The following is an 18,002-nucleotide window of genomic DNA, read 5'->3' as shown; positions in this document are numbered from 1 at the left end:
AAATTCGCCCGTGCTGCAACGCGATCAGCACTGCGACCCGGCTAGACTAAAAGGTTACGATATTTTTCCGAAATTGCGGTCACTGCTGCCTGGGTTTCCAAAGGCAATTCAGGCTGCTGCAGTTCCGCCAATTTCTCTCGGAGGTCGTCGTCAAGTCGCGCAAACAAGTCTTGATCTGCTAACCCAGAATTGCTCAGCGGAATGTTCGGGCCAAAATACCGGGTATTCCAAACCTGGGTCCGGCAATTGTCGACCGTGTGCTGATGAGCGAGGAAGTTTCCAGTGGGGCCAACTTCTCGAATGAGATCAACAGCCATCTGGTCGGAAGATATTTCCAACCCCTGCCACATCTTTCGCAGCAGCCCTGCCAGATCGTCGCACAACAAAAGCGCGTGCAGCGAATAGGTCAGCCCCTGATCGAGCGAACCCATGTAGTCAATTGTGGCGGGACGGTTGTAGAACATCTGTGTCATGTTTGACGAAATTTCCCAGACCGCATCCTGATTGAAACGGCGGGCAACCGAACAGCCGCCGATGCCGGTCAGCGAGGGGAACCCCAGCGCGCGGCGCACTTGGCACATCGCCATGTCGGCAACCGAGGTCTGAGAGAAACTACCAATGGCACCTGTAGCAGGTTCCATGAAGTTCACATCCGAACACCCAACGCAGAAACTACCTTTAGCAGCCAACTGACCAAGCACGATGGCTGCGAAATCGGTCATCAGAGCATGGGTAATGCATCCGGCCAAAGTGATTGGTGAAGAGGCACCGCCAATCGGCAGAGTGCCGACGCCAACCGGAATACCTGCCCGGGCAGCGGTAATAATCTGGTCCGAGTGGATCCGCGCGAGATTGACTGGCAGCGGTGTGATCAGATGCAAAAAATACGGCTTGGCTTTAAGTGCATCATGCGATCCGCGTAAGGCCGCGGCCATATCGATTACCGCTTCCAGAGATGAAGGGTGTTCGCAAAGGTATTCCAACGGTTTGATGGTGTTTTCCATCATGCATGCAAATTCGTCGATTTCGCCGAACTGGTTCGACTCCTCGACGTTCTTCACAGCGATGCAGACCGCATCAACATGCGGAAGCTTGTCCGCAACTCTTGTGATGAGGGCAAGGTCCTCGCGTGTCGAAGGTCGAGGCTCGCCGGTATTCTCATCATAGACTGCAATACAGGTCATGCCAGGCATGAACCAAGTGTGATCGCAATCAATCGAAATGGGATTTTCTCCGTTGCGGTCCCATAAAGTGGTCATGCGGGCAGCGGTTTCCAGCGCCCTGCGGGACACGGATTCCGGGATAGTCACGATCCCATCATCTGAAAAATTACAACCGGCACCCCGCAACAGACCGTCAGCTTCACCTCCTGCCTCAAACACTACGCCTGAGGTGGCAAGCAGCTCGATAGCTGTGTTCACGATTTCATCAACCTGGGCTTGTGTAAGCGGCGTGTAGGCTGGAGTAGTCAGGGAATGCGGACCTTTGTTGGCGACGACATCAGTGGGCAATGGAGATCTTCTGCGGCTTCTGTTTCGGCGCATTTCTCACGTCCTAAAAGTTTGAGCAATCACTCAAACTTGACGCGTTGCAATCGTTTTGTCCAGCCATCAAAAACATCTGTCACTAATTTTTTTATTTGAGCGCTCAAATAAAAAATGATAGTGATTCCCTTCAGAGGAAAGGAGATCCTTATGAAGGACGAAGTGCTGATTTACTCTGATCCCAGAGCCGGACGCACCGGGCTGCCCGCCTGGAGCTACACCAACCCAGAGCTTCTGGAAGAAGAAAAGGAGCTTCTGTTCCGACGACACTGGCAGCTTGTTTGCCATGTGAACGATGTGCCCGAACCCGGCGATTTCATGGCCGCAGATTTCACTGGAGAAAGGGCCTTGGTGGTCCGGGGCGCGGACGGTGAAGTTCGCGCCTTCCATAATCTTTGCCGCCACCGCGGAAGCCGCGTCGTGGCTGAAAACAAGGGTCATTGCAAGAACGCCATCATCTGCCCGTTTCATGGCTGGGCCTTCAATCTAGACGGAACGCTGCGCGGCGCAGCACGCCCCGAAACGCTACCGGATCTGGATCCGGTGGAGTGGGGATTGAAGCCGGTCGAGATGGACATTTGGCACGGCTTTGTCTTTGTCCGCTTCAAGTCGGGACCGCAACCCAAGGTTTCAGAGGTGATGGCTCAGTTTGCAGAAGAGTTGGCTCCTTACAGCCTGGCAGAGCTTCTACCGGACGGGAATGGGATCAGCGTCACGGAAATCGCTGCAAACTGGAAATGCGTCCGTGATGTCGACAACGAAGGCTATCATGTGCCGCTAGCGCACCCTGGTTTGCACGATCTCTTTGGGACCAACTACGAAGATCAACCGTTCAGCAATGGCGCTGCCAGGTCCTTTGGTGGATTCCGCCCCGGTTCCGGGCGTATGTGGAGCGTGCGCAATTACAAGAAGTTGCTGCCGAGAGCGGAGGCGTTAGATGACGAACACCAGGCGGCTTGGCTCTATCTGGGGCTTTTCCCAAATCTGGTGTTTGGCATCTACCCAGACTCAGTAATCTTTTACCACGAGTTTCCGGTGGAGAACGGGCGCACCATCCAGCGAGCCGCCTGTTACAAACGACCGGCAGAGGATCGGCAACTGCGCGCTGCGCGCTATCTCAGTGGTCGGATCGACCGGATCACTTCAAAAGAGGATGAGCAGCTGATCGAATGGTGTTGGGAAGCGGCATTCTCCAGCGGCTATGATGGCGTAATTCTATCGGACTTGGAACATGGCGTGCGGAGCTATCACGACGAGTTACGTAAGCTGTTCCCGGTGCTGGACCATGACGAACCCGATCCTGGGCAATTGAAGACCCGGAATTCAGAGCTGCTTGCACAGCTGGACAAAACATAAAAGCGAGCGCCGCTTCTTAGAGGGCGGCGCTCTTAATACCAGCCGGGAGGAGCCAGAAATGTTAACCGGAGAGAGGCGTCAGGGCCTCGTATTGATCAGCCCGACTTTACTCTATTCACTACTGTTGCTGGCCGCTCCGCTGGTGATGGTCGTGACTTTCAGCTTCTGGACCCAGAATTACCTCGAGCTCGATACGACCTTAACACTGGACAATTACCGCGAAGCTTGGAGCAAACCAATCTACCGCACCTTGCTGCTCCGCTCACTAAAGATTTCGCTGATTGTCACAGTGGTAACCGTGACCCTTGCGTTTCCGATCGCGTACTACCTGTCCTTCCACGTCAAGCACCGCAAGGCGTTGTGGTTGTTTCTGATCACCGTACCCTTCTGGACCAGCTATCTGCTGCGGGTGTTTCTGTGGAAAGTGATCCTCGGATACAACGGCGTTTTAAATACCGCGCTCACCGGGATGGGCATCATAGATCAGCCGCTGACTTTCCTGTTGTACAACGCCAATGCGGTGGTGCTGACCCTGGCCCATGCCTGGGCGCCCTTCGCGATTCTGCCAATATTCATAGCGCTGGAGAAGATCGATCGCTCGTTGTTGGAAGCTGCCGAGGATTTGGGCGACGGACCGGTGCGTCGGTTCTTTCGGATCACACTGCCATTGGCAATGCCCGGGGTGGTAGCCTCTACCCTAATCGTACTGATCCCAACCATCGGAGATTTCATCACTCCGAAATTGGTTGGCGGTACCGACGGGTTGATGATCGCGAACATGATCCAAATTCAATTCGGCAAGGCAAATAACGCGCCGCTGGGAGCGGCTCTGGCGATCTCTTCGATGCTGATCGTGGCTAGCATCAGCGCGGTGATCTTCTTTGCTGGCAAACGTTTTGGAGGCAAAGTGAAATGAACTCGGTACGTAAAGGGCTTTCCCCGAAATGGCTGGTTTTCTACGCCGTTGCCTACATGGTTTTTCTCTACGCACCGGTCATCCTGTTGCCGATGTTCGCTTTTAACGACGCCACAATCATTTCATTTCCACTGACCGGCTTTACCACCCAGTGGTTCGACGTGCTGTGGAAGACTGATGCCCTGCACGGTGCAGTACGAAATTCGCTGGTTGTCGGCGTCACGTCAGCAGTGCTGAGCACCATCCTCGGCGCCTGCGCAGCGCGGGCGGCAGCTCGCTACCGGTTCCCAGCCAAACGCGGCATCATGAGCTTCATAATGCTGCCGCTTGTGCTGCCAGAGATCATCGTTGCAGTGGCCCTGTTGGTTCTTCTGATTCAGCTGGGCATGCCGTTGTCGCTGGCAACCGTGGTACTGGGCCATGTACTGATCTGCACGCCCTTCGCCATCGCCATTCTGAACTCTGCATTTCAAGGGCTGGATCAAAGCTTGGAGGAAGCCTCGTACGACTTGGGTGAAAGCCGCTGGGGCACCTTCCGTCGCGTGGTTCTGCCATTGGTCATGCCTGGCATCGTGTCCAGCCTGCTGATCACTTTTACCATTTCGCTGGATGAATTCATCATCGCCTTTTTCCTGACCGGCACAGAAGTCACCCTGCCCGTCTATATCTGGAGCCAGCTGCGTTTTCCTGCCAAGCTGCCGTCTGTGATGGCGCTCGGGACTATCTTGCTGACTCTGTCCGTCCTACTCCTGATCCTTGCCGAGTGGTTCCGCCGCCGTTCAGCCCGGAAACAAGGTATCGAAGCTTCAGCTACCGGAGGATTTGCCTGATATGGCCACCCCATCCCCAAAACCCATCATCGACCTCACCGGCGTCACCAAAAATTTTGGTAGCTTTCAAGCCCTAAAAGGCATTGATGCGGCCATCTACGAGGGCGAGTTCTTTTCTCTGCTGGGCCCTTCGGGCTGCGGCAAGACCACCCTGCTACGCATGATCGCCGGGTTTGAGACGCCAACGGACGGCTCTATCGTTATCGCAGGCCAAGATATGGAGGGCGTTCCCGCCAACCGCCGCCCCACCAATATGGTGTTCCAATCCTATGCAATCTTCCCACATCTCAGCGTGGCAGAAAACGTCGGTTATGGCTTGAAGACCCGCAAGATGCCCAAGGCTGAAATCGCCCACGAAGTAGAGCAGGCGCTGAAAATGGTGGATCTTGGCGGGTTGGGCGATCGCGCTGCCCACGAGTTATCCGGCGGTCAGCGTCAACGGGTTGCTCTGGCCCGGGCACTGGTGATGAAGCCGAAGGTTGTGTTGTTGGACGAGCCTTTGTCCGCGCTCGACAAAAAGCTGCGCGACCAAATGCAGGTGGAACTGCGCCAACTCCAGCAAAAGCTTGGTATTACTTTTATTCTGGTGACCCATGACCAGGAAGAGGCACTGACCATGTCCGACCGGATCGCCGTTATGTTCGAAGGCAGGATTGCACAGCTCGCCAGCCCGGAAGAGTTGTACCGCCGCCCGGTGGACAAGCGTGTTGCTTCGTTTATCGGAGTAATGAATTTCCTCGACGCCAAAGCCTCGGGGCGTATGAACGGCCATCTGGCGCTCGATATTCCGGCGCTTGGCAGTATCGAGTTACCAACGGCGCAGATCCCCGAAGGAATGGACACTCAGAACCTGGATTCGATTGGCATCCGACCGGAGATGCTGACTATCCTCTTTGATGGCAGCGAACCGACCGAGCAGGTGGCCAGGGGGCAGGTAACTGGAACCGCCTATTATGGCGACATGACCTATTACAGCGTGCGCCTGCCCGGCCATACCGCGGACGTGACAATCTCTATGCGTAACACCGCAGGCCGTTCCATTGTTCCTCCCGGCAGCGAGGTTCCGGTGGGCTGGGGCGCTGACTCCATCGTATTGTTCCAGTGACCCTGTCTGCCTTAGTTGGTCGCCCGGAATAGCATCAAGTTGTGGAAAACAAGAAACGCCCCACCAATTTTGTGGGGCGTTTCTTCTTTCGTGAATACAAGGCGGCTTCAGAAACCAGCTTTAATCAGTTCGAATTCAGCGATCATCTTCTCGCGCAGGCCCGAAGGCACCGGCGCTTGCCACAACGTCTTGGCCCGCAGACTTTCACTGCTTTCCAGCCCCATTGCGGCGAGGTCGTCCGCGTTCATTTCCGCCATGGCCTTTGCGTTGCCGTGGCCATAGCCCCAGCTGGACACAAGATAATTAGCGGTTTTAGGTTCCAACCAAGCGTTGATGAAGTCATAGAACTTGTCTTCAGAGCCGGGCGCATTGGCTAGCTTCGCATAACCACAGACCCAGCTGGACGCACCCTCTTCTGTGTCGCGCTTGATTGCGATTGGGTGACCTTCATAGGTCATCGTCGAATAAGTCTCATTCCAGGCCCAGGCCAGATAGACCTCACCGCTTTGCATCAGCTGTGCCAGCGATGCGCCATCGGACCAGTAGGTGCGAACATTCTGGTGCACCGCGCGCAGGAAATCAGATGCTGCCTGAAACTGTTCGTCCGTGGCATTGGTCCAGTCTGTGACTCCAGTGGCGAGGAAACCCAATGCATAGGCGTCATCTACATTGTCGCCTATCGAGATCCGCCCTTGATGCTTGGGATCTGCAAAGGCCTGTAGGGTTGTCACATCCGCATCGTTCAGATGTTCGGTGTGATAGGTGACGGCAGTGTTACCCCAATCCGCTGGAATGAAATAGCTCTGGCCGTCCTTGGTGTAGGCTTCAATGTCGCGGAAACTCGGCTCTAACTCGTCCCAGCGCTCAATGCGCGCAGTATCCAGTGGGGCAAGCAACCCGGCCTCAATCCACTTTGGAACCGACTGTGAACAGGGATGGGCGACGTCTGCGTGGAAACCGGAACGCAATTTCTGGAACGCTTCCTCCTCGTCACCGAAGAAAGCGAAGGTCGGCCCGTCCCCATGTTTTTCGATGTAAGCAGAGAAGAACTCAGGGTCTTCGTAACCGGCCCAGTCAAAAACGGTCAGTTCCGCATCGTTGGCCAATCCAGTACCTGCCTGAAGTGACAAGGCCATGCCAAGCGCAGTGGCTGTTTTCAGAATTTTCATGAAAGTCTCCCTGTTGCTGCGGCCCTGATTTCCTGCCTTTTGCCTCCTCCGGCGCAGGTAGGGGCGTAGTAAGAAAAAGGTTAAAAGGGAATCTGACTTGACACAAGAATTATTTGAGCGCTCAATCAAATTATGACGCAAAACCTGCCTATCGAAGGGTAACTACTGATGCGCGATTCTCGCCATGACATCCTCTTCCAGCCACTGAAAATCGGCCCCGTGGAGACGAAGAACCGTTTTTACCAAGTGCCACATTGCGCGGGCATGGGGTGGCGTCGCCCGCGCACCGTCGCGGCAATGCGGGGGATGAAGGCGGAAGGCGGCTGGGGGGTTGTGAACACTGAATTCTGCTCGATTCACCCAACTTCGGATAACGACTACTACCCCTATGCCGCGCTGTGGGACGAGGATGATATTCGGGCCAACCAGTTGATGACCGACGCCGTACATGAACATGGCGCGCTGGCCGGGGTGGAGCTGTGGATAGGCGGCGGTATGGTGACGAATTTCGGCACCCGGCTTGCCCCACTGGGAATGCGCAATCGTCCTCAAACAGATTCCACCGTGCTGCATCCGGGACAGGCGCGCAAAATTGATCGCGAGGACATCCGCAACATCCGCAAATGGCATCGCGACGCCGCCATGCGTGCAGTCGAAGCTGGATTTGACATCGTTTATGTCTATGCCACCCACGGCTACCTGCTGTCGGAATTCCTCGACCCGGTGAACAACCCACGCACTGATGAATACGGCGGCAGCCTGAGAAACCGGGTTCGGCTGGTGCGCGAACTCATCGAGGAAACCAAAGAGGCCGTTGGTCACAAATGCGCCGTGGCCACCCGTTTCAGCGTTGGGCTGGACGATGCTGAAAGCTATGATGCCTTCGCCATGCTGGCGGACCTGCCAGACTTGTGGGACCTGGTGGTGCCCGACTACGGGGTTGAGATGGGGGCGAGCCGTTTCGTCAAAGAAGCGTCTTTTACGGATAGTATCGCGCGGGCAAAATCACTGACCACCAAACCCGTTGTGGCGGTGGGGCGTTACACCTCACCTGACACCATGGCGCAGGTGATCCGTCAGGGCGGGCAGGATCTAATCGGTGCTGCACGCCCGTCAATCGCGGACCCGTTCCTGCCAAAGAAAATTGAAGAAGGCCGCAGCGAAGACATACGCGAGTGCATCGGTTGCAACATCTGCTACGCACATGACTCGCTTGGTGTGCCACTGCGCTGCACCCAGAACCCGACCATGGGCGAGGAATGGCGCCAAGGCTGGCATCCCGAGAAAGCCGGGCGCAGCGAGAAACCTGAAAAAGTGCTGGTTGTCGGAGCAGGACCCGCCGGGCTGGAAGCTGCCCGAGTTCTGGGCGAGCGCGGCCATTCGGTAATGCTGGCCGAAGCAAGCCGCGTACTAGGAGGCCGCGTCACCCGTGAATCTCGTTTGCCAGGGATGATTGAGTGGGCCCGCGTACGCGACTGGCGTGTTGGGCAGATCGAAAAACTGCCCAACGTGGAAATCTACCCAGAAAGCCCTCTGACAGCATCCGATGTGCTGGATCTTGGCGCCTCCCATGTGATCGCCGCCACGGGGGCGGTCTGGGCGACGGATACCATCGGGCGGCATTCGGATAGCGGCTTGGAGGAGGAAGCGCCCGGCATGGTCGTGTCGGCGGAAACTGTGCTAACTGGGGAACCCCTCAACGCGGATCATGTGATGATCTACGATGACGATCACTACTACCTCGGCTCAGTTCTGGCCCTGAAGCTGCGCAAGGATGGGCACCGGGTCACGCTGGTGACACCCGCCGGTCGCCCTTGCGATTGGGGCCAATGGACGACCGAGGTCTACCAATCCAATGCCGCCTTGATTGAGGCGGGCGTTGCAGTCGTACCCAACCGGATGTTGGTGGCAGCCCACAAGGGAGAGGCAGTCCTGTCCTGTATGTTCTCAGAGAACCGCAGTACTCATGCCTGCGATGCAATTATCCCGCTTACCCGCCGCCTGCCGGTGCTGGATCTCTATGATGGTCTAAAGGGTATGGGAGATGGATTGCACGATTCCGGCATCAAATCAGTAATCCGCATTGGCGACGCCGAAGCCCCCCATATCATTGCCGCTGCCGTGCAAAGCGGCTACCGCGCCGCGATGGACCTTGGAGAGGAAGTTGATCTTGCCCGAAAATACGGGCGCCGCGAACACACGGTGTGAACCGGCAAACCGGTCTCTATCGGGCGAGTTACCTCGCCATCAGCGGATCAGCTGTTGATCTCATAGACAATAAAGGGGGTTTTCTCAGCTACTTTGTCATAGAGGATTCTTCCTGTGTAGTTGAACTCCTGTGTCATCCAGTAAAGGCTAGGGATGCCAGCCAATAGCGCACGCTGACGTACCGCCTCGATCAAGGCGCCGCCCACCCCTTGCCCCCGTACCAACGGGTCAGCAAAAAGGTCCATAAGATAGCAGGTGTCCTTGGTTGACCAAAGCGTTCGGTGAAACAGGTAGTGCGCCAACCCGACCAAACGGCCATCCAATTCAGCTACCACCCCTTGGAACTCACGAACACTCTCTTTCAGAAGCCGCGCCCAGGCCGTCTCATAGACCGCCTCTGGCAAAGTTGTTTCGTAAAACTCCAGATAGCTAGTCCAAAGGCGTCGCCATTCGACTTCATCTGCGGCGGTTAGTGGTCGAATTGTGAGGGCGTCACGCTTAATTGAGGTCATTTCTGATTGAGCGCAGTGTGACACTCTCCCTTAGCTAACGCAGATTCCACCTGCTGAATGGCGCGTTCAAGAATGTCGAACATTTCGTCGATCTGCTCCAAAGTGATGATCAGCGGTGGCGAGAACACAGCCATGTTGATCAGCGGCCGCACGATCAGGCCCATCTCTTCGCAGGCGGCATCGATCATCGCGCCAAGCTTGCGCTCGGCTTCCAGATCCTCCGCCCGGCATTCGATACATCCCAAAAGTCCTTCACCGCGGGCATCGCCGACGATTTCAAACTTCATAAGTTCGCACAGGCGTGCTTGAAAATGCGGGGTGACGGTGCGGACATGCTCCAGGATATCTTCTCGCTCGATGATCTCGATATTCTTCAGCGCTGCGATGCAAGAGACCGGATGACCTGAATAGGTGTACCCATTTGTGTAGGAAGACGGTGTACCCAAGTGACTCATCTGTTCCATAACCCGGTCTGAAATGATGCATGCGCCCAAAGGTAAATAACCAGAGGTCAGACCCTTTGCGCAGGTGATCATGTCGGGCTGAATACCGAATACTTCCTCGGAAGCAAACCAATGACCCAGCCGACCGAAACCGGTCACCACCTCATCAGAGATGTACAAGATATCGTTGGCGCGGCAGAGCTCCCAAGTCCGTTTGTGGTAGCCGGGAGCAGGCACAATGACGCCTCCGGAGGAAAGGATCGGCTCGGCAATGAAAGCGCCAATGCTTTCCGCGCCAATCTCTGCAATGGCGGCAGCTAGGTCGGCGACTTTGTTATCGCACCAATCCTCGACGCTCATGCCCGCAGGACGGCGATAGGGGTTCACGTCGGGCAGGAAATGCACCAGGCGCGTCTCAAAATCGAAGTGGCTTTGGTCGCGCTCTTTGCCGGTTACCGAATGGGCCAGATAGGTCGAGCCGTGATAGCCCTTTTCTCGGGCGATGATCTTCTTCTTCTGCGGTTTGCCACGACGGTTGTTCATGTACTGCATCGTACGCAACGCCGTATCCACGGCCGTCGAGCCACCGGTAGTAAAGAAGACGTTGTTCAAATCGCCGGGTGCCATATCGGCAATCTTCTTGGCGAGCGTCGCCGATGGTTCAGTGGTGTTGGTAAAGGGAGAAGTATAGGGCAGTTTCATGACCTGCGCGGCGATAGCATCGGCCATCTCCTGACGCCCATAGCCGATCTGGGTGCACCACATACCGCCGGGCCCGTCGATGTAGCGCTTGCCGGAGGCGTCCCACAAGTAAATTCCGTCGGCGGTCTCCATCAACATATTGTCGTAACCCCGCCAGTCGTCCATTGCCATCCAAGGGTGCAATTGATGAGTGCGATCCCACTCGTGCAAGGTGTCCGGGCTCGGTTCGTTTGAAAAGGTATTCGGTTTCATTTTGGTCATTGGAAGTACCTGATCCGATTTAGAACGAGCGTGGCGGGGTTGCCCGCGCGCGGCTATTGATGAAAAAGGGTTTGTCTTCGATGGTGACCGGCACAAGGCGCTTGTCCCATTGACCCTCTTCGTTGACGTAAACTTCTGCCCAGAGATCATCCGTGATGCCCTCGCCGAAAGGCGCTTTGAACTCGGCCAGCGCAATGTTGCGCTTGGTCGTGGGGGACCATACGCCAGAGGTCACATGCCCCACCTCATTCTTCTTCTTGTGATAGATCAGAGCGCCATCAGCGGGTTTGAAACCGCCAATATCGATCTTGCGCAGGTGATACCGCAGGCCGGTTTGCCGTTGCTTCAGTAATGCGCGGCGCCCGTTGAAATGGCCCTTGGTGAAATCCACCATTTTAGCGAAGCCCAGCTCCAGCGGGCTGCGGCCGCGCCGCAGGCGCATGGCGGTGTGAACGGGTTGGAAGTCGAAACCAGCCGCGACGAACCCCGCTTCGATCCGGCAGATATTGAGCGCCTCGAAGCCGATCGCCTTCAATCCCCAGTGACTACCTGACGCCCACAACCGGTCCCACAAGTCCAACGCGTTGCCGTTCGGAACCCACAGCTCATAACCGAGATCACCAGTGAACCCAGTGCGCGATACCCAGAGATCGGGCTCGATCTCGCGCCAGTCGAAGGGCTTCATCTCTGCGACATCGCCCAGCCCTGCATCCTGCAACAGCGAGAACGAGGTCGGCCCCTGCAAAGACAGGGCCGCGATGTCCTGGCTCTCATCAGCGATTTCGGCGTCAAATCCCCAGGCGGTGTCGAGAAGCCATGTATACATCGGCTCCTGGCAGCAAAGGCGGAAATCTGTTTCGGAGTAGCGGAACAGGGTGCCATCGTCGATCACCATGCCCTCTTCGTCGCACCATAGAACATAGCCGACCCGCCCGTCGCGCAGTTTGGCGGTGTCGCGGGTCACCAGCCGGTTCACGACCTCCAACGCATCTGGCCCGGTAATGCGGTATTTGTGCATCGGCGAAATGTCGAACAGGGTCGTCTGGTTGCGAATGGCGAAATATTCGAACTCCACTGTGTCCAGCGTAGCGGGTGAGACATAACCCGCCCAATTGGTCCAGCTCTTGGCAGTGCTGAGCGCCTCCAACCGCTGCTGGAACGGAGTTTCAATCAGCCCAATTGGAACATGTTTGGTCATCAGAGCACCCCGTCCTTCAAAAGCTGCATCGCGCTGTTGCGACCGGCCAAACCGGTCACGTCTCCGCCCGGATGCGCGCCTGCACCACACAGGTAGTAGCCTTCGGGTCCAAATTGGTAATGCGCCATGCCGTTGGCGGGCCGCACCGTTAGGATCTGGTCGATGCCCATCTCAGCATGATGCCAATGCCCCCCTGGTGCGCCTGTCCGCGCCTCGATACAGGCGGGACTAAGCACCTGCTTCTCAATGACCAATGCCCCAATTCCGGGTGCGTACTTTTCCAGCGTAGCAATTGTGATCGCCGCAAGCCTTTCACGCGCGGCATCATTCCAGCCGCCCTCCAGCCCGTAGGGAACAGAACTGACCACAGCGGAGATCACATGCCGCCCGTCTTTGACCAGCGTTGGGTCTGTCAGGCTGGGAATGATCGCCTCAATAACTGGGTTTTCCGGCATCTCTCCGTATTTCGCCGGGTTGAAGGCGCGTTCCACATAAGTTGCACTGGGGGCAATCAACAGTCGGCTTGCCGCAAGGTCGGTATTGAGGCCGGTGAACTCTGGCGTGCCGTTCAGCACCAGATTGACCTTTGCAGCCGAGCCTTTGCAGCGCTGGTTGCGCATTCGCCGGACTGCTTCGACGTCGTAGTGTTTTGCGCCTGCCAACATCATCGCGGGCATCGGGCCTGTATTGCTCAAAACCGCCCGCGCATAGATTTGGGTGCCGTCCCCAAGTACCACGCCCGACGCACGATCATTTTCAACCAACACCCGGGCTACGCCGGTGCCAGTGCGGATTTCCACCCCGGCTTTGCGAGCCGCGCTCTCGAACGCGGCAGAAACAGCGCCCATGCCGCCCAAAGGTAGCTGCGCTCCGCCGCCCTGCCCCATGCGATACATCAAAGTAAATACAGTTCCTGGCGAGCGCGGACCCGCATAAGCGCCGCGTACCGCATCCGCTGCCAACGCTCCGGCCAGCGGGCTGTCCTCAAGATCGTCCAATATCAAGTCATAGGCGTTGGACAGGAGCACGCGGAGAAACTCGCGCATGTCTTTTTTTCCTATCCGCTTTAGATCCAGCCCCAGCTTTGCCAACCCGCCAAGTTCGGTGAGCGCATTCAGGCTGGTCAAGCCGCCTTCAAACGACGGAGGGGATTTCGTAGAAAGCTGGCCCAGCAAACCCGCAAACAGAGTCAAACGGCGCATCAATTCGGCAAAAGGCGCAGCTTCGGGATGAGGTCGGCCGTCTACCAATTCTGCCTTACCGTCACGGATGATCGCATGATTGCCATCTTCTGATAACGACACTGAAGCCAGCTTGCGCAATTCCAAGGGAGCACGTGCTGACCCAAGGCCCAACTCTTTAGTCACTTTAGGGTGAAGGTTGTAAAGCAGATGCGCGATCTCCGGCACCTGAATCCCTCCTGCAAGCGTGGTGTTGCGCGCCATACCGCCTGCGGTCTCGTTCTTTTCGATCACGCAGACCGATTTACCCTTACGGGCCAGCGTCGTAGCCGCAGCCAGCCCGTTATGACCCGCGCCAATGACAATCGCATCATAGGTAGGTGTCGTCATCATATACTCCTCAGGCTGCGTAGCCGGTCATTGCGTTGCTTTTGCCAATGTTGCGCAGGATTTCTTTGGCAGCATTGGCGCCCGGAGCCGCCATCACACCGCCGCCTGGGTGGGCTGAGGATCCGACGATATACATGCCGCCAATCGGCGTATCATATTGTGCGTAGCCGGGAACCGGGCGGTTAAAGAGCAGTTGATCAAAGGTGAGCTCGCCCTGAAAAATGTTGCCTTCGGTAAGGCCGACTTCTTGCTCGACATCCCAAGGGGTGCGGATTTCAGCATGTACAGTCTTGCTGCGGATGTCAGGACAGGCCTGTTCCAGTTTGTCGAAGACGCAGTCGGCAAAGGCGCCGCGGGTCTGGCCATTCCAGTTGTTTCCAGCGCGCACGCCGCCCACTTCCAGATCATAGGGCGCATATTGTACGAAGACGGTCATCATGTGCTTGCCTGGCGGCGCCATGGTCGGGTCAATCTGGCTGGGGATCAGCATGTCAAAATAAGGGTTTTGCGACCAGCGTCCCTCTTTCCAGTCGTCATAGGCGCGTTCCAGCTCGTTCAGGCTTTCGGCGCAGTGCAGATCTCCACGCAAGAAAAGCGCATTTTTGGGCGCAGCAGGAAACTCGGGCAAGGCATCCAGCGCGATGTTCAACTTGCCCGAGGAGCCGCGAATCTTGAACCTTTTGACCGCCTTCAGAAAATCGGAGGGTAAGTGCTGCTGCTCGGTATGCTCCAGGAAAGTTCGCTTCACATCCATGTTGGACGCTACTATAGGCGCGCGATATTCATCGCCGTTTTCCAACGCCACGCCGTTAACCCGGCCGTTGGAAACCAAAAAGCGGTCGACGCCAGAGCCGGTTACGATAGTTCCGCCTGCTTCCTCAAAACAGGCCCCAAGCGCGTTGGAGATCGCACCCATTCCGCCACGGGCAAAGCCCCAGGCTCCAATCGCGCCGTCTACGTCGCCCATGTAGTGGTGCAACAGAACGTACGCTGTACCCGGTGAATAAACGCCCAAGCCAGTACCGATGATCCCTGCCCCGGCTATGTGCGCTTTGATCAGGTCATTCTCGAAATGTTCATCCAAGAAGTCGCCGATCGACATCGACCAGAAGCGCAGGGTCTCGCCCAACTCCTTCTTGCCCAGACCGTGCGCCTGTTTGATAAGAAACAGCAGCTCGCCGATGTCGCGCGGCTTTAACGATGTGGGGTCCGGTGCGTTTCGCAACAGGAAAGGCCGAATGAAGCGGCATTGCCGGATCACTGTCTGGCTGAACCGGTCATAGGCATCTGCATCATGCGCACTGTGGCGACTTATTTCCCGACGCAGAGCGTCATGGTCCGACATATAGGCGAAATAACCGCCGTCGCTGCTAAAGCTTGCACCACCTTCATAGGGGATTACCTGCAACCCATATTTTGGCAGTTCTAGGTCGCGAACGATTTCGCGACGAAGCAACGAACAGACATAGGAGCAGTTGGAGTAGGTCCAACCTTCATGCAGCGACCGGCTCACAGCTGCGCCACCGATCCAATCGTTCTTTTCCACAACCAGAACCCTCAGCCCTGCCTTAGCCAAGTAGCAGGCTGTAGTCAGGCCATTGTGCCCTGCCCCTGCGACGATCGCGTCATATCTGTCGTGCTGCCCCATGAATCTCTCCTGGCTCGACCTTTGTCAGGTGGAGCGTAGAGGAGAAGATATTTTTCGTAAAGTTTTTTTGAGCGCTCAAATAAAAATAAGTGGGCTGACAGGAACAGCGAATTGTGGAACAAGGGAAAAAGTTGAAGTTTGGTTTGGATTTCTCATGGTGGCATCTAAGGGCAGCGGCAGGAAGCCGCGCAAAGAACGCAAGGAAAACGCCGACATGCGACGGCGTCAGATTCTCGATGCGACTCTTAAGTCGATTGTGACTAACGGGCTTGCCAAGACTACGCTGGCGACCGTCGCCAATGAAGCCGGACTGTCCCAGGGTGTGGCAGTCTTCTATTTCAAGTCAAAAACCGGAATCTTAACTGAAGCCCTGCGGGATCAGTACCAAACCTACGAGGCCCACTGGGTGGCGGCCTTGGGCAAGGCACCAGAAGACCCCGCGACCCGGTTGCGCACAATCATCGAGGCGGATTTTAGCCCCAAGATCTGCAATTCCAATGCGCTCGCCATCTGGTTTGCCTTCTTCGGGGAACAGAATTTTGTTCCACAATATGCCGAAATTAACCGCGAATTTGAAGACAAACGGTCCAAGATGCTCAGCGAGATCTGCCATCAGCTGGTGCCGGACGACCCTGACAAGGCCAGTTTAGCTGGCGGCTGGATCGATACGCTGACTGACGGTTATTGGCAGAAACTGCATCTGTTCCCACACATCTACTCACGTGAAGGGGCGCTGACACAGACACTAAATTTCCTTCAAACGCTATTCCCCAGCCATGCGGAGGCATTCCAAGCAAAGGTTGGGAAGTAGAGCAAACAGCAGCCTTGCAAACGACTTAGATCACTCTAAAGGCAGCCGAAGAATAAGCGACTTCTACCTTAACCTGATCATTCGGTCAGCCTCTCTTCGGAGTGTGTATTCAAACTTGACCATTAGCATTTGCTTATGAAAGGCCACAGCGTTATCGCCGGTTCGAGCCAGCTGCAATTTCTATCCTGAATGTCCTCTTGTCGGACCTGCGACAAATTATTCTGCTACCGCGGCGAACGACAGCTTTCCGCCCGTCTTTGGAGGAGTACGATGTCCGCTTTGGGCTGCCACCGGTCGCTGATACGGGGTGCAGAAGACTTCAGCAACGAGCCCTTAGTTACCGATGCTGCGCGATGCCCCAATTACAGCAAGGCGCAGAGAGCGGACTTTGCAAAGTCAAGCGAGCTGCCCAAAGACGACATCCGGCAACCCCGACATTCGTTGCGGGTCTGTTGGCCTTGGATTTAGTGCGCTGCGGAGGTTATAAGACGCAATACTACTTCAACACTCTGGAGCTATTGCCTTTATGCTAGAGCTTCATCCAGTGCCGCTTGGCAATGGATCAAAGTAGTGTCGAAAACTGGAACCGTGACGTTGGTTGAGTTGAGCAGCATCCCAACCTCCGTGCATCCCAGGATAATAGAGTCGGCTCCGGCTTCTGCCAAGCGCGATGCGATCTCGACACAGGTGCTACGGCTGGTCTCTGTCGTAATATCTTTGCAAAGCTCGTCATAGATAATCCGGTGCGCCTCAGCGCGGTCATCATCGTTCGGGACAAGCGGTTCCAACCCAGCCGCTCTCAGACGATCCGTGTAAAACGCCTGCTCCATTGTAAACGCTGTGGCCATCAGCCCAGGGCGTTTAAGTCCGGCAGACTGTATTGTTTTTGCTGTGGCATCCGCAATGTGGATCAAGGGAATGCCGACGCCTTCCATCATCTGATCGGCCAGCTTGTGCATGGTGTTTGTGGCAAGGATCAAGAGGTCCGCACCACCTCGCTCCAGTGCGTGGGCCTCACGGTTTAGGATGTCACCGGCCTCACGCCAAGCCCCCTTGGCCTGGAGCGCTTCGATCTCCGCAAAATCCAACGACCTGATCAACAATTGAGGGGAATGCAGTCCGCCCAGTCTTTCGCGGGTGAGATCACAAAGCTCACGATAGTAGAGTTGCATCGATGCCGCCGACATGCCGCCCAAAATGCCAATCGTTTTCATCGTCGTTCTTCCCCTGTCGCTTGGATTTCTAATCTCAGGAAGCTGGGTTGACCTCAAACACAGCCTCAACTTCGACTGGAGCGTTGAAAGGTAGGCTGGACACCCCAACGGCGGAACGGGAGTGCCGGCCAATTTCTCCAAGCACCTCAACGATCAGGTCCGAGGCCCCGTTGGCAACCTTTGGGTGCTCTTCGAAGTCGGGAGTTGCAGCGACAAAGACCGTAAGCTTTCGGCAAGAGACGATCCGGTCCATGTCTCCGCCCAACGCGGCTGATACCTGGGCGAGGACATTGATCGCACAGGTGCGGGCAGATTGATAAGCGTCCTCTACAGATATGGAATTGCCGAGTGTTCCCCGATCCGCCAACGCCCCATCTACGAATGCAATTTGTCCAGACACATGGAGAGTGCCGTCCGGGCTCATGTGAATTGGAACATAGTTGGCCACAGCGGCTACAGCGTCGGGCAGTTGAATGCCAAGGTCTTTCAAACGTTGGTTAATGGACATGGGATA

15 protein-coding genes are annotated in these 18,002 nt (G+C 56.2%); 6 read left to right on the top strand and 9 right to left on the bottom strand.

What is annotated here, in order from left to right; genetic code table 11:
• Nucleotides 1–41 precede the first annotated feature (41 nt).
• Nucleotides 42–1,544, bottom strand: coding sequence for a trimethylamine methyltransferase family protein (locus tag ABLN94_RS14225; RefSeq protein WP_352993346.1), 1,503 nt, complete (start codon nt 1,542–1,544; stop codon nt 42–44).
• A gap of 150 nt (nt 1,545–1,694) precedes the next feature.
• On the opposite strand from ABLN94_RS14225, the gene ABLN94_RS14220 reads away from it, so the two are divergent.
• From ABLN94_RS14220 to ABLN94_RS14205, 4 genes are read left to right on the top strand one after another with little or no spacing between them, the layout of a single operon-like run.
• Entirely contained in the window at nt 1,695–2,900 is a 1,206-nt protein-coding gene (locus ABLN94_RS14220) for an aromatic ring-hydroxylating oxygenase subunit alpha (protein ID WP_352993344.1), read from the top strand.
• Between the two features lie 58 nt (nt 2,901–2,958).
• Nucleotides 2,959–3,816, top strand: coding sequence for an ABC transporter permease (locus ABLN94_RS14215; RefSeq protein ID WP_352993342.1), 858 nt, complete (start codon nt 2,959–2,961; stop codon nt 3,814–3,816).
• A complete protein-coding gene (locus ABLN94_RS14210; protein WP_170591680.1) occupies nt 3,813–4,646 on the top strand; it encodes an ABC transporter permease in 834 nt (277 codons plus the stop codon). The genes ABLN94_RS14215 and ABLN94_RS14210 overlap by 4 nt, the downstream gene beginning before the upstream one ends.
• Before the next feature lies 1 nt (nt 4,647).
• Entirely contained in the window at nt 4,648–5,751 is a 1,104-nt protein-coding gene (locus tag ABLN94_RS14205; protein WP_352993340.1) for an ABC transporter ATP-binding protein, read from the top strand.
• Nucleotides 5,752–5,858: 107 nt separating this feature from the next.
• Here ABLN94_RS14205 and ABLN94_RS14200 read toward each other — a convergent pair whose 3' ends face one another.
• On the bottom strand, nt 5,859–6,920 hold the full coding sequence (locus ABLN94_RS14200; RefSeq protein WP_352993338.1) for an extracellular solute-binding protein: 1,062 nt from the start codon (nt 6,918–6,920) through the stop codon (nt 5,859–5,861).
• Nucleotides 6,921–7,088: 168 nt separating this feature from the next.
• Here ABLN94_RS14200 and ABLN94_RS14195 point away from each other — a divergent pair, with 168 nt between their 5' ends.
• Nucleotides 7,089–9,128, top strand: a complete 2,040-nt coding sequence (locus tag ABLN94_RS14195; RefSeq protein WP_352993336.1) for an NAD(P)-binding protein — start codon at nt 7,089–7,091, stop codon at nt 9,126–9,128.
• Nucleotides 9,129–9,175: 47 nt separating this feature from the next.
• Here ABLN94_RS14195 and ABLN94_RS14190 read toward each other — a convergent pair whose 3' ends face one another.
• Genes ABLN94_RS14190 through ABLN94_RS14170 form a run of 5 tightly spaced genes read right to left on the bottom strand, consistent with a single transcriptional unit; the run spans nt 9,176 to nt 15,463 of the window.
• On the bottom strand, nt 9,176–9,640 hold the full coding sequence (locus ABLN94_RS14190; RefSeq protein WP_352993335.1) for a GNAT family N-acetyltransferase: 465 nt from the start codon (nt 9,638–9,640) through the stop codon (nt 9,176–9,178).
• Nucleotides 9,637–11,037 carry an aminotransferase gene (locus ABLN94_RS14185; protein ID WP_417750522.1) on the bottom strand — a complete coding sequence of 467 codons (1,401 nt, stop codon included), beginning with the start codon at nt 11,035–11,037 and terminating at the stop codon, nt 9,637–9,639. Before ABLN94_RS14185 ends, ABLN94_RS14190 begins: the two co-directional genes overlap by 4 nt.
• A gap of 28 nt (nt 11,038–11,065) precedes the next feature.
• A complete protein-coding gene (locus ABLN94_RS14180) occupies nt 11,066–12,244 on the bottom strand; it encodes an aminomethyltransferase family protein (RefSeq protein WP_352993331.1) in 1,179 nt (392 codons plus the stop codon).
• On the bottom strand, nt 12,244–13,815 hold the full coding sequence (locus ABLN94_RS14175) for a phytoene desaturase family protein (RefSeq protein WP_352993329.1): 1,572 nt from the start codon (nt 13,813–13,815) through the stop codon (nt 12,244–12,246). Before ABLN94_RS14175 ends, ABLN94_RS14180 begins: the two co-directional genes overlap by 1 nt.
• Before the next feature lie 10 nt (nt 13,816–13,825).
• Nucleotides 13,826–15,463 (bottom strand): phytoene desaturase family protein, encoded by a 1,638-nt coding sequence (locus tag ABLN94_RS14170; RefSeq protein ID WP_352993327.1) that lies wholly within the window; start codon nt 15,461–15,463, stop codon nt 13,826–13,828.
• On the opposite strand from ABLN94_RS14170, the gene ABLN94_RS14165 reads away from it, so the two are divergent.
• Nucleotides 15,462–16,274, top strand: coding sequence for a TetR family transcriptional regulator C-terminal domain-containing protein (locus ABLN94_RS14165; RefSeq protein WP_352993325.1), 813 nt, complete (start codon nt 15,462–15,464; stop codon nt 16,272–16,274). The two genes, ABLN94_RS14170 and ABLN94_RS14165, sit on opposite strands and share 2 nt — an antisense overlap.
• 524 nt (nt 16,275–16,798) lie before the next feature.
• On the opposite strand, the gene ABLN94_RS14160 is transcribed toward ABLN94_RS14165, so the two are convergent.
• Both ABLN94_RS14160 and ABLN94_RS14155 read right to left on the bottom strand, forming a co-directional pair.
• Complete coding sequence (locus ABLN94_RS14160) at nt 16,799–17,488, bottom strand: aspartate/glutamate racemase family protein (RefSeq protein ID WP_352993323.1); 690 nt, start codon at nt 17,486–17,488, stop codon at nt 16,799–16,801.
• Between the two features lie 34 nt (nt 17,489–17,522).
• Nucleotides 17,523–17,996, bottom strand: a complete 474-nt coding sequence (locus tag ABLN94_RS14155; RefSeq protein WP_352993321.1) for a RidA family protein — start codon at nt 17,994–17,996, stop codon at nt 17,523–17,525.
• Nucleotides 17,997–18,002 lie beyond the last annotated feature (6 nt).

The organism is Ruegeria sp. SCP11 (genome assembly GCF_040329455.1).
GTDB classification, from domain to species: Bacteria; Pseudomonadota; Alphaproteobacteria; order Rhodobacterales; family Rhodobacteraceae; genus Ruegeria; species Ruegeria atlantica_E.
The sequence above is the reverse complement of the archived record's forward strand: the minus strand, read 5'-3'. Positions and strand labels throughout refer to the sequence as shown.

Excerpts from the sequence above, each read along its gene's own strand:
- ABLN94_RS14225 (WP_352993346.1), bottom strand. The coding sequence starts at position 1,544 with ATGCGCCGAAACAGAAGCCGCAGAAGATCTCCATTGCCCACTGATGTC.
- ABLN94_RS14220 (WP_352993344.1), top strand. The coding sequence starts at position 1,695 with ATGAAGGACGAAGTGCTGATTTACTCTGATCCCAGAGCCGGACGCACC.
- ABLN94_RS14215 (WP_352993342.1), top strand. The coding sequence starts at position 2,959 with ATGTTAACCGGAGAGAGGCGTCAGGGCCTCGTATTGATCAGCCCGACT.
- ABLN94_RS14210 (WP_170591680.1), top strand. The coding sequence starts at position 3,813 with ATGAACTCGGTACGTAAAGGGCTTTCCCCGAAATGGCTGGTTTTCTAC.
- ABLN94_RS14205 (WP_352993340.1), top strand. The coding sequence starts at position 4,648 with ATGGCCACCCCATCCCCAAAACCCATCATCGACCTCACCGGCGTCACC.
- ABLN94_RS14200 (WP_352993338.1), bottom strand. The coding sequence starts at position 6,920 with ATGAAAATTCTGAAAACAGCCACTGCGCTTGGCATGGCCTTGTCACTT.
- ABLN94_RS14195 (WP_352993336.1), top strand. The coding sequence starts at position 7,089 with ATGCGCGATTCTCGCCATGACATCCTCTTCCAGCCACTGAAAATCGGC.
- ABLN94_RS14190 (WP_352993335.1), bottom strand. The coding sequence starts at position 9,640 with ATGACCTCAATTAAGCGTGACGCCCTCACAATTCGACCACTAACCGCC.
- ABLN94_RS14185 (WP_417750522.1), bottom strand. The coding sequence starts at position 11,037 with ATGAAACCGAATACCTTTTCAAACGAACCGAGCCCGGACACCTTGCAC.
- ABLN94_RS14180 (WP_352993331.1), bottom strand. The coding sequence starts at position 12,244 with ATGACCAAACATGTTCCAATTGGGCTGATTGAAACTCCGTTCCAGCAG.
- ABLN94_RS14175 (WP_352993329.1), bottom strand. The coding sequence starts at position 13,815 with ATGACGACACCTACCTATGATGCGATTGTCATTGGCGCGGGTCATAAC.
- ABLN94_RS14165 (WP_352993325.1), top strand. The coding sequence starts at position 15,462 with ATGAATCTCTCCTGGCTCGACCTTTGTCAGGTGGAGCGTAGAGGAGAA.
- ABLN94_RS14170 (WP_352993327.1), bottom strand. The coding sequence starts at position 15,463 with ATGGGGCAGCACGACAGATATGACGCGATCGTCGCAGGGGCAGGGCAC.
- ABLN94_RS14160 (WP_352993323.1), bottom strand. The coding sequence starts at position 17,488 with ATGAAAACGATTGGCATTTTGGGCGGCATGTCGGCGGCATCGATGCAA.
- ABLN94_RS14155 (WP_352993321.1), bottom strand. The coding sequence starts at position 17,996 with ATGTCCATTAACCAACGTTTGAAAGACCTTGGCATTCAACTGCCCGAC.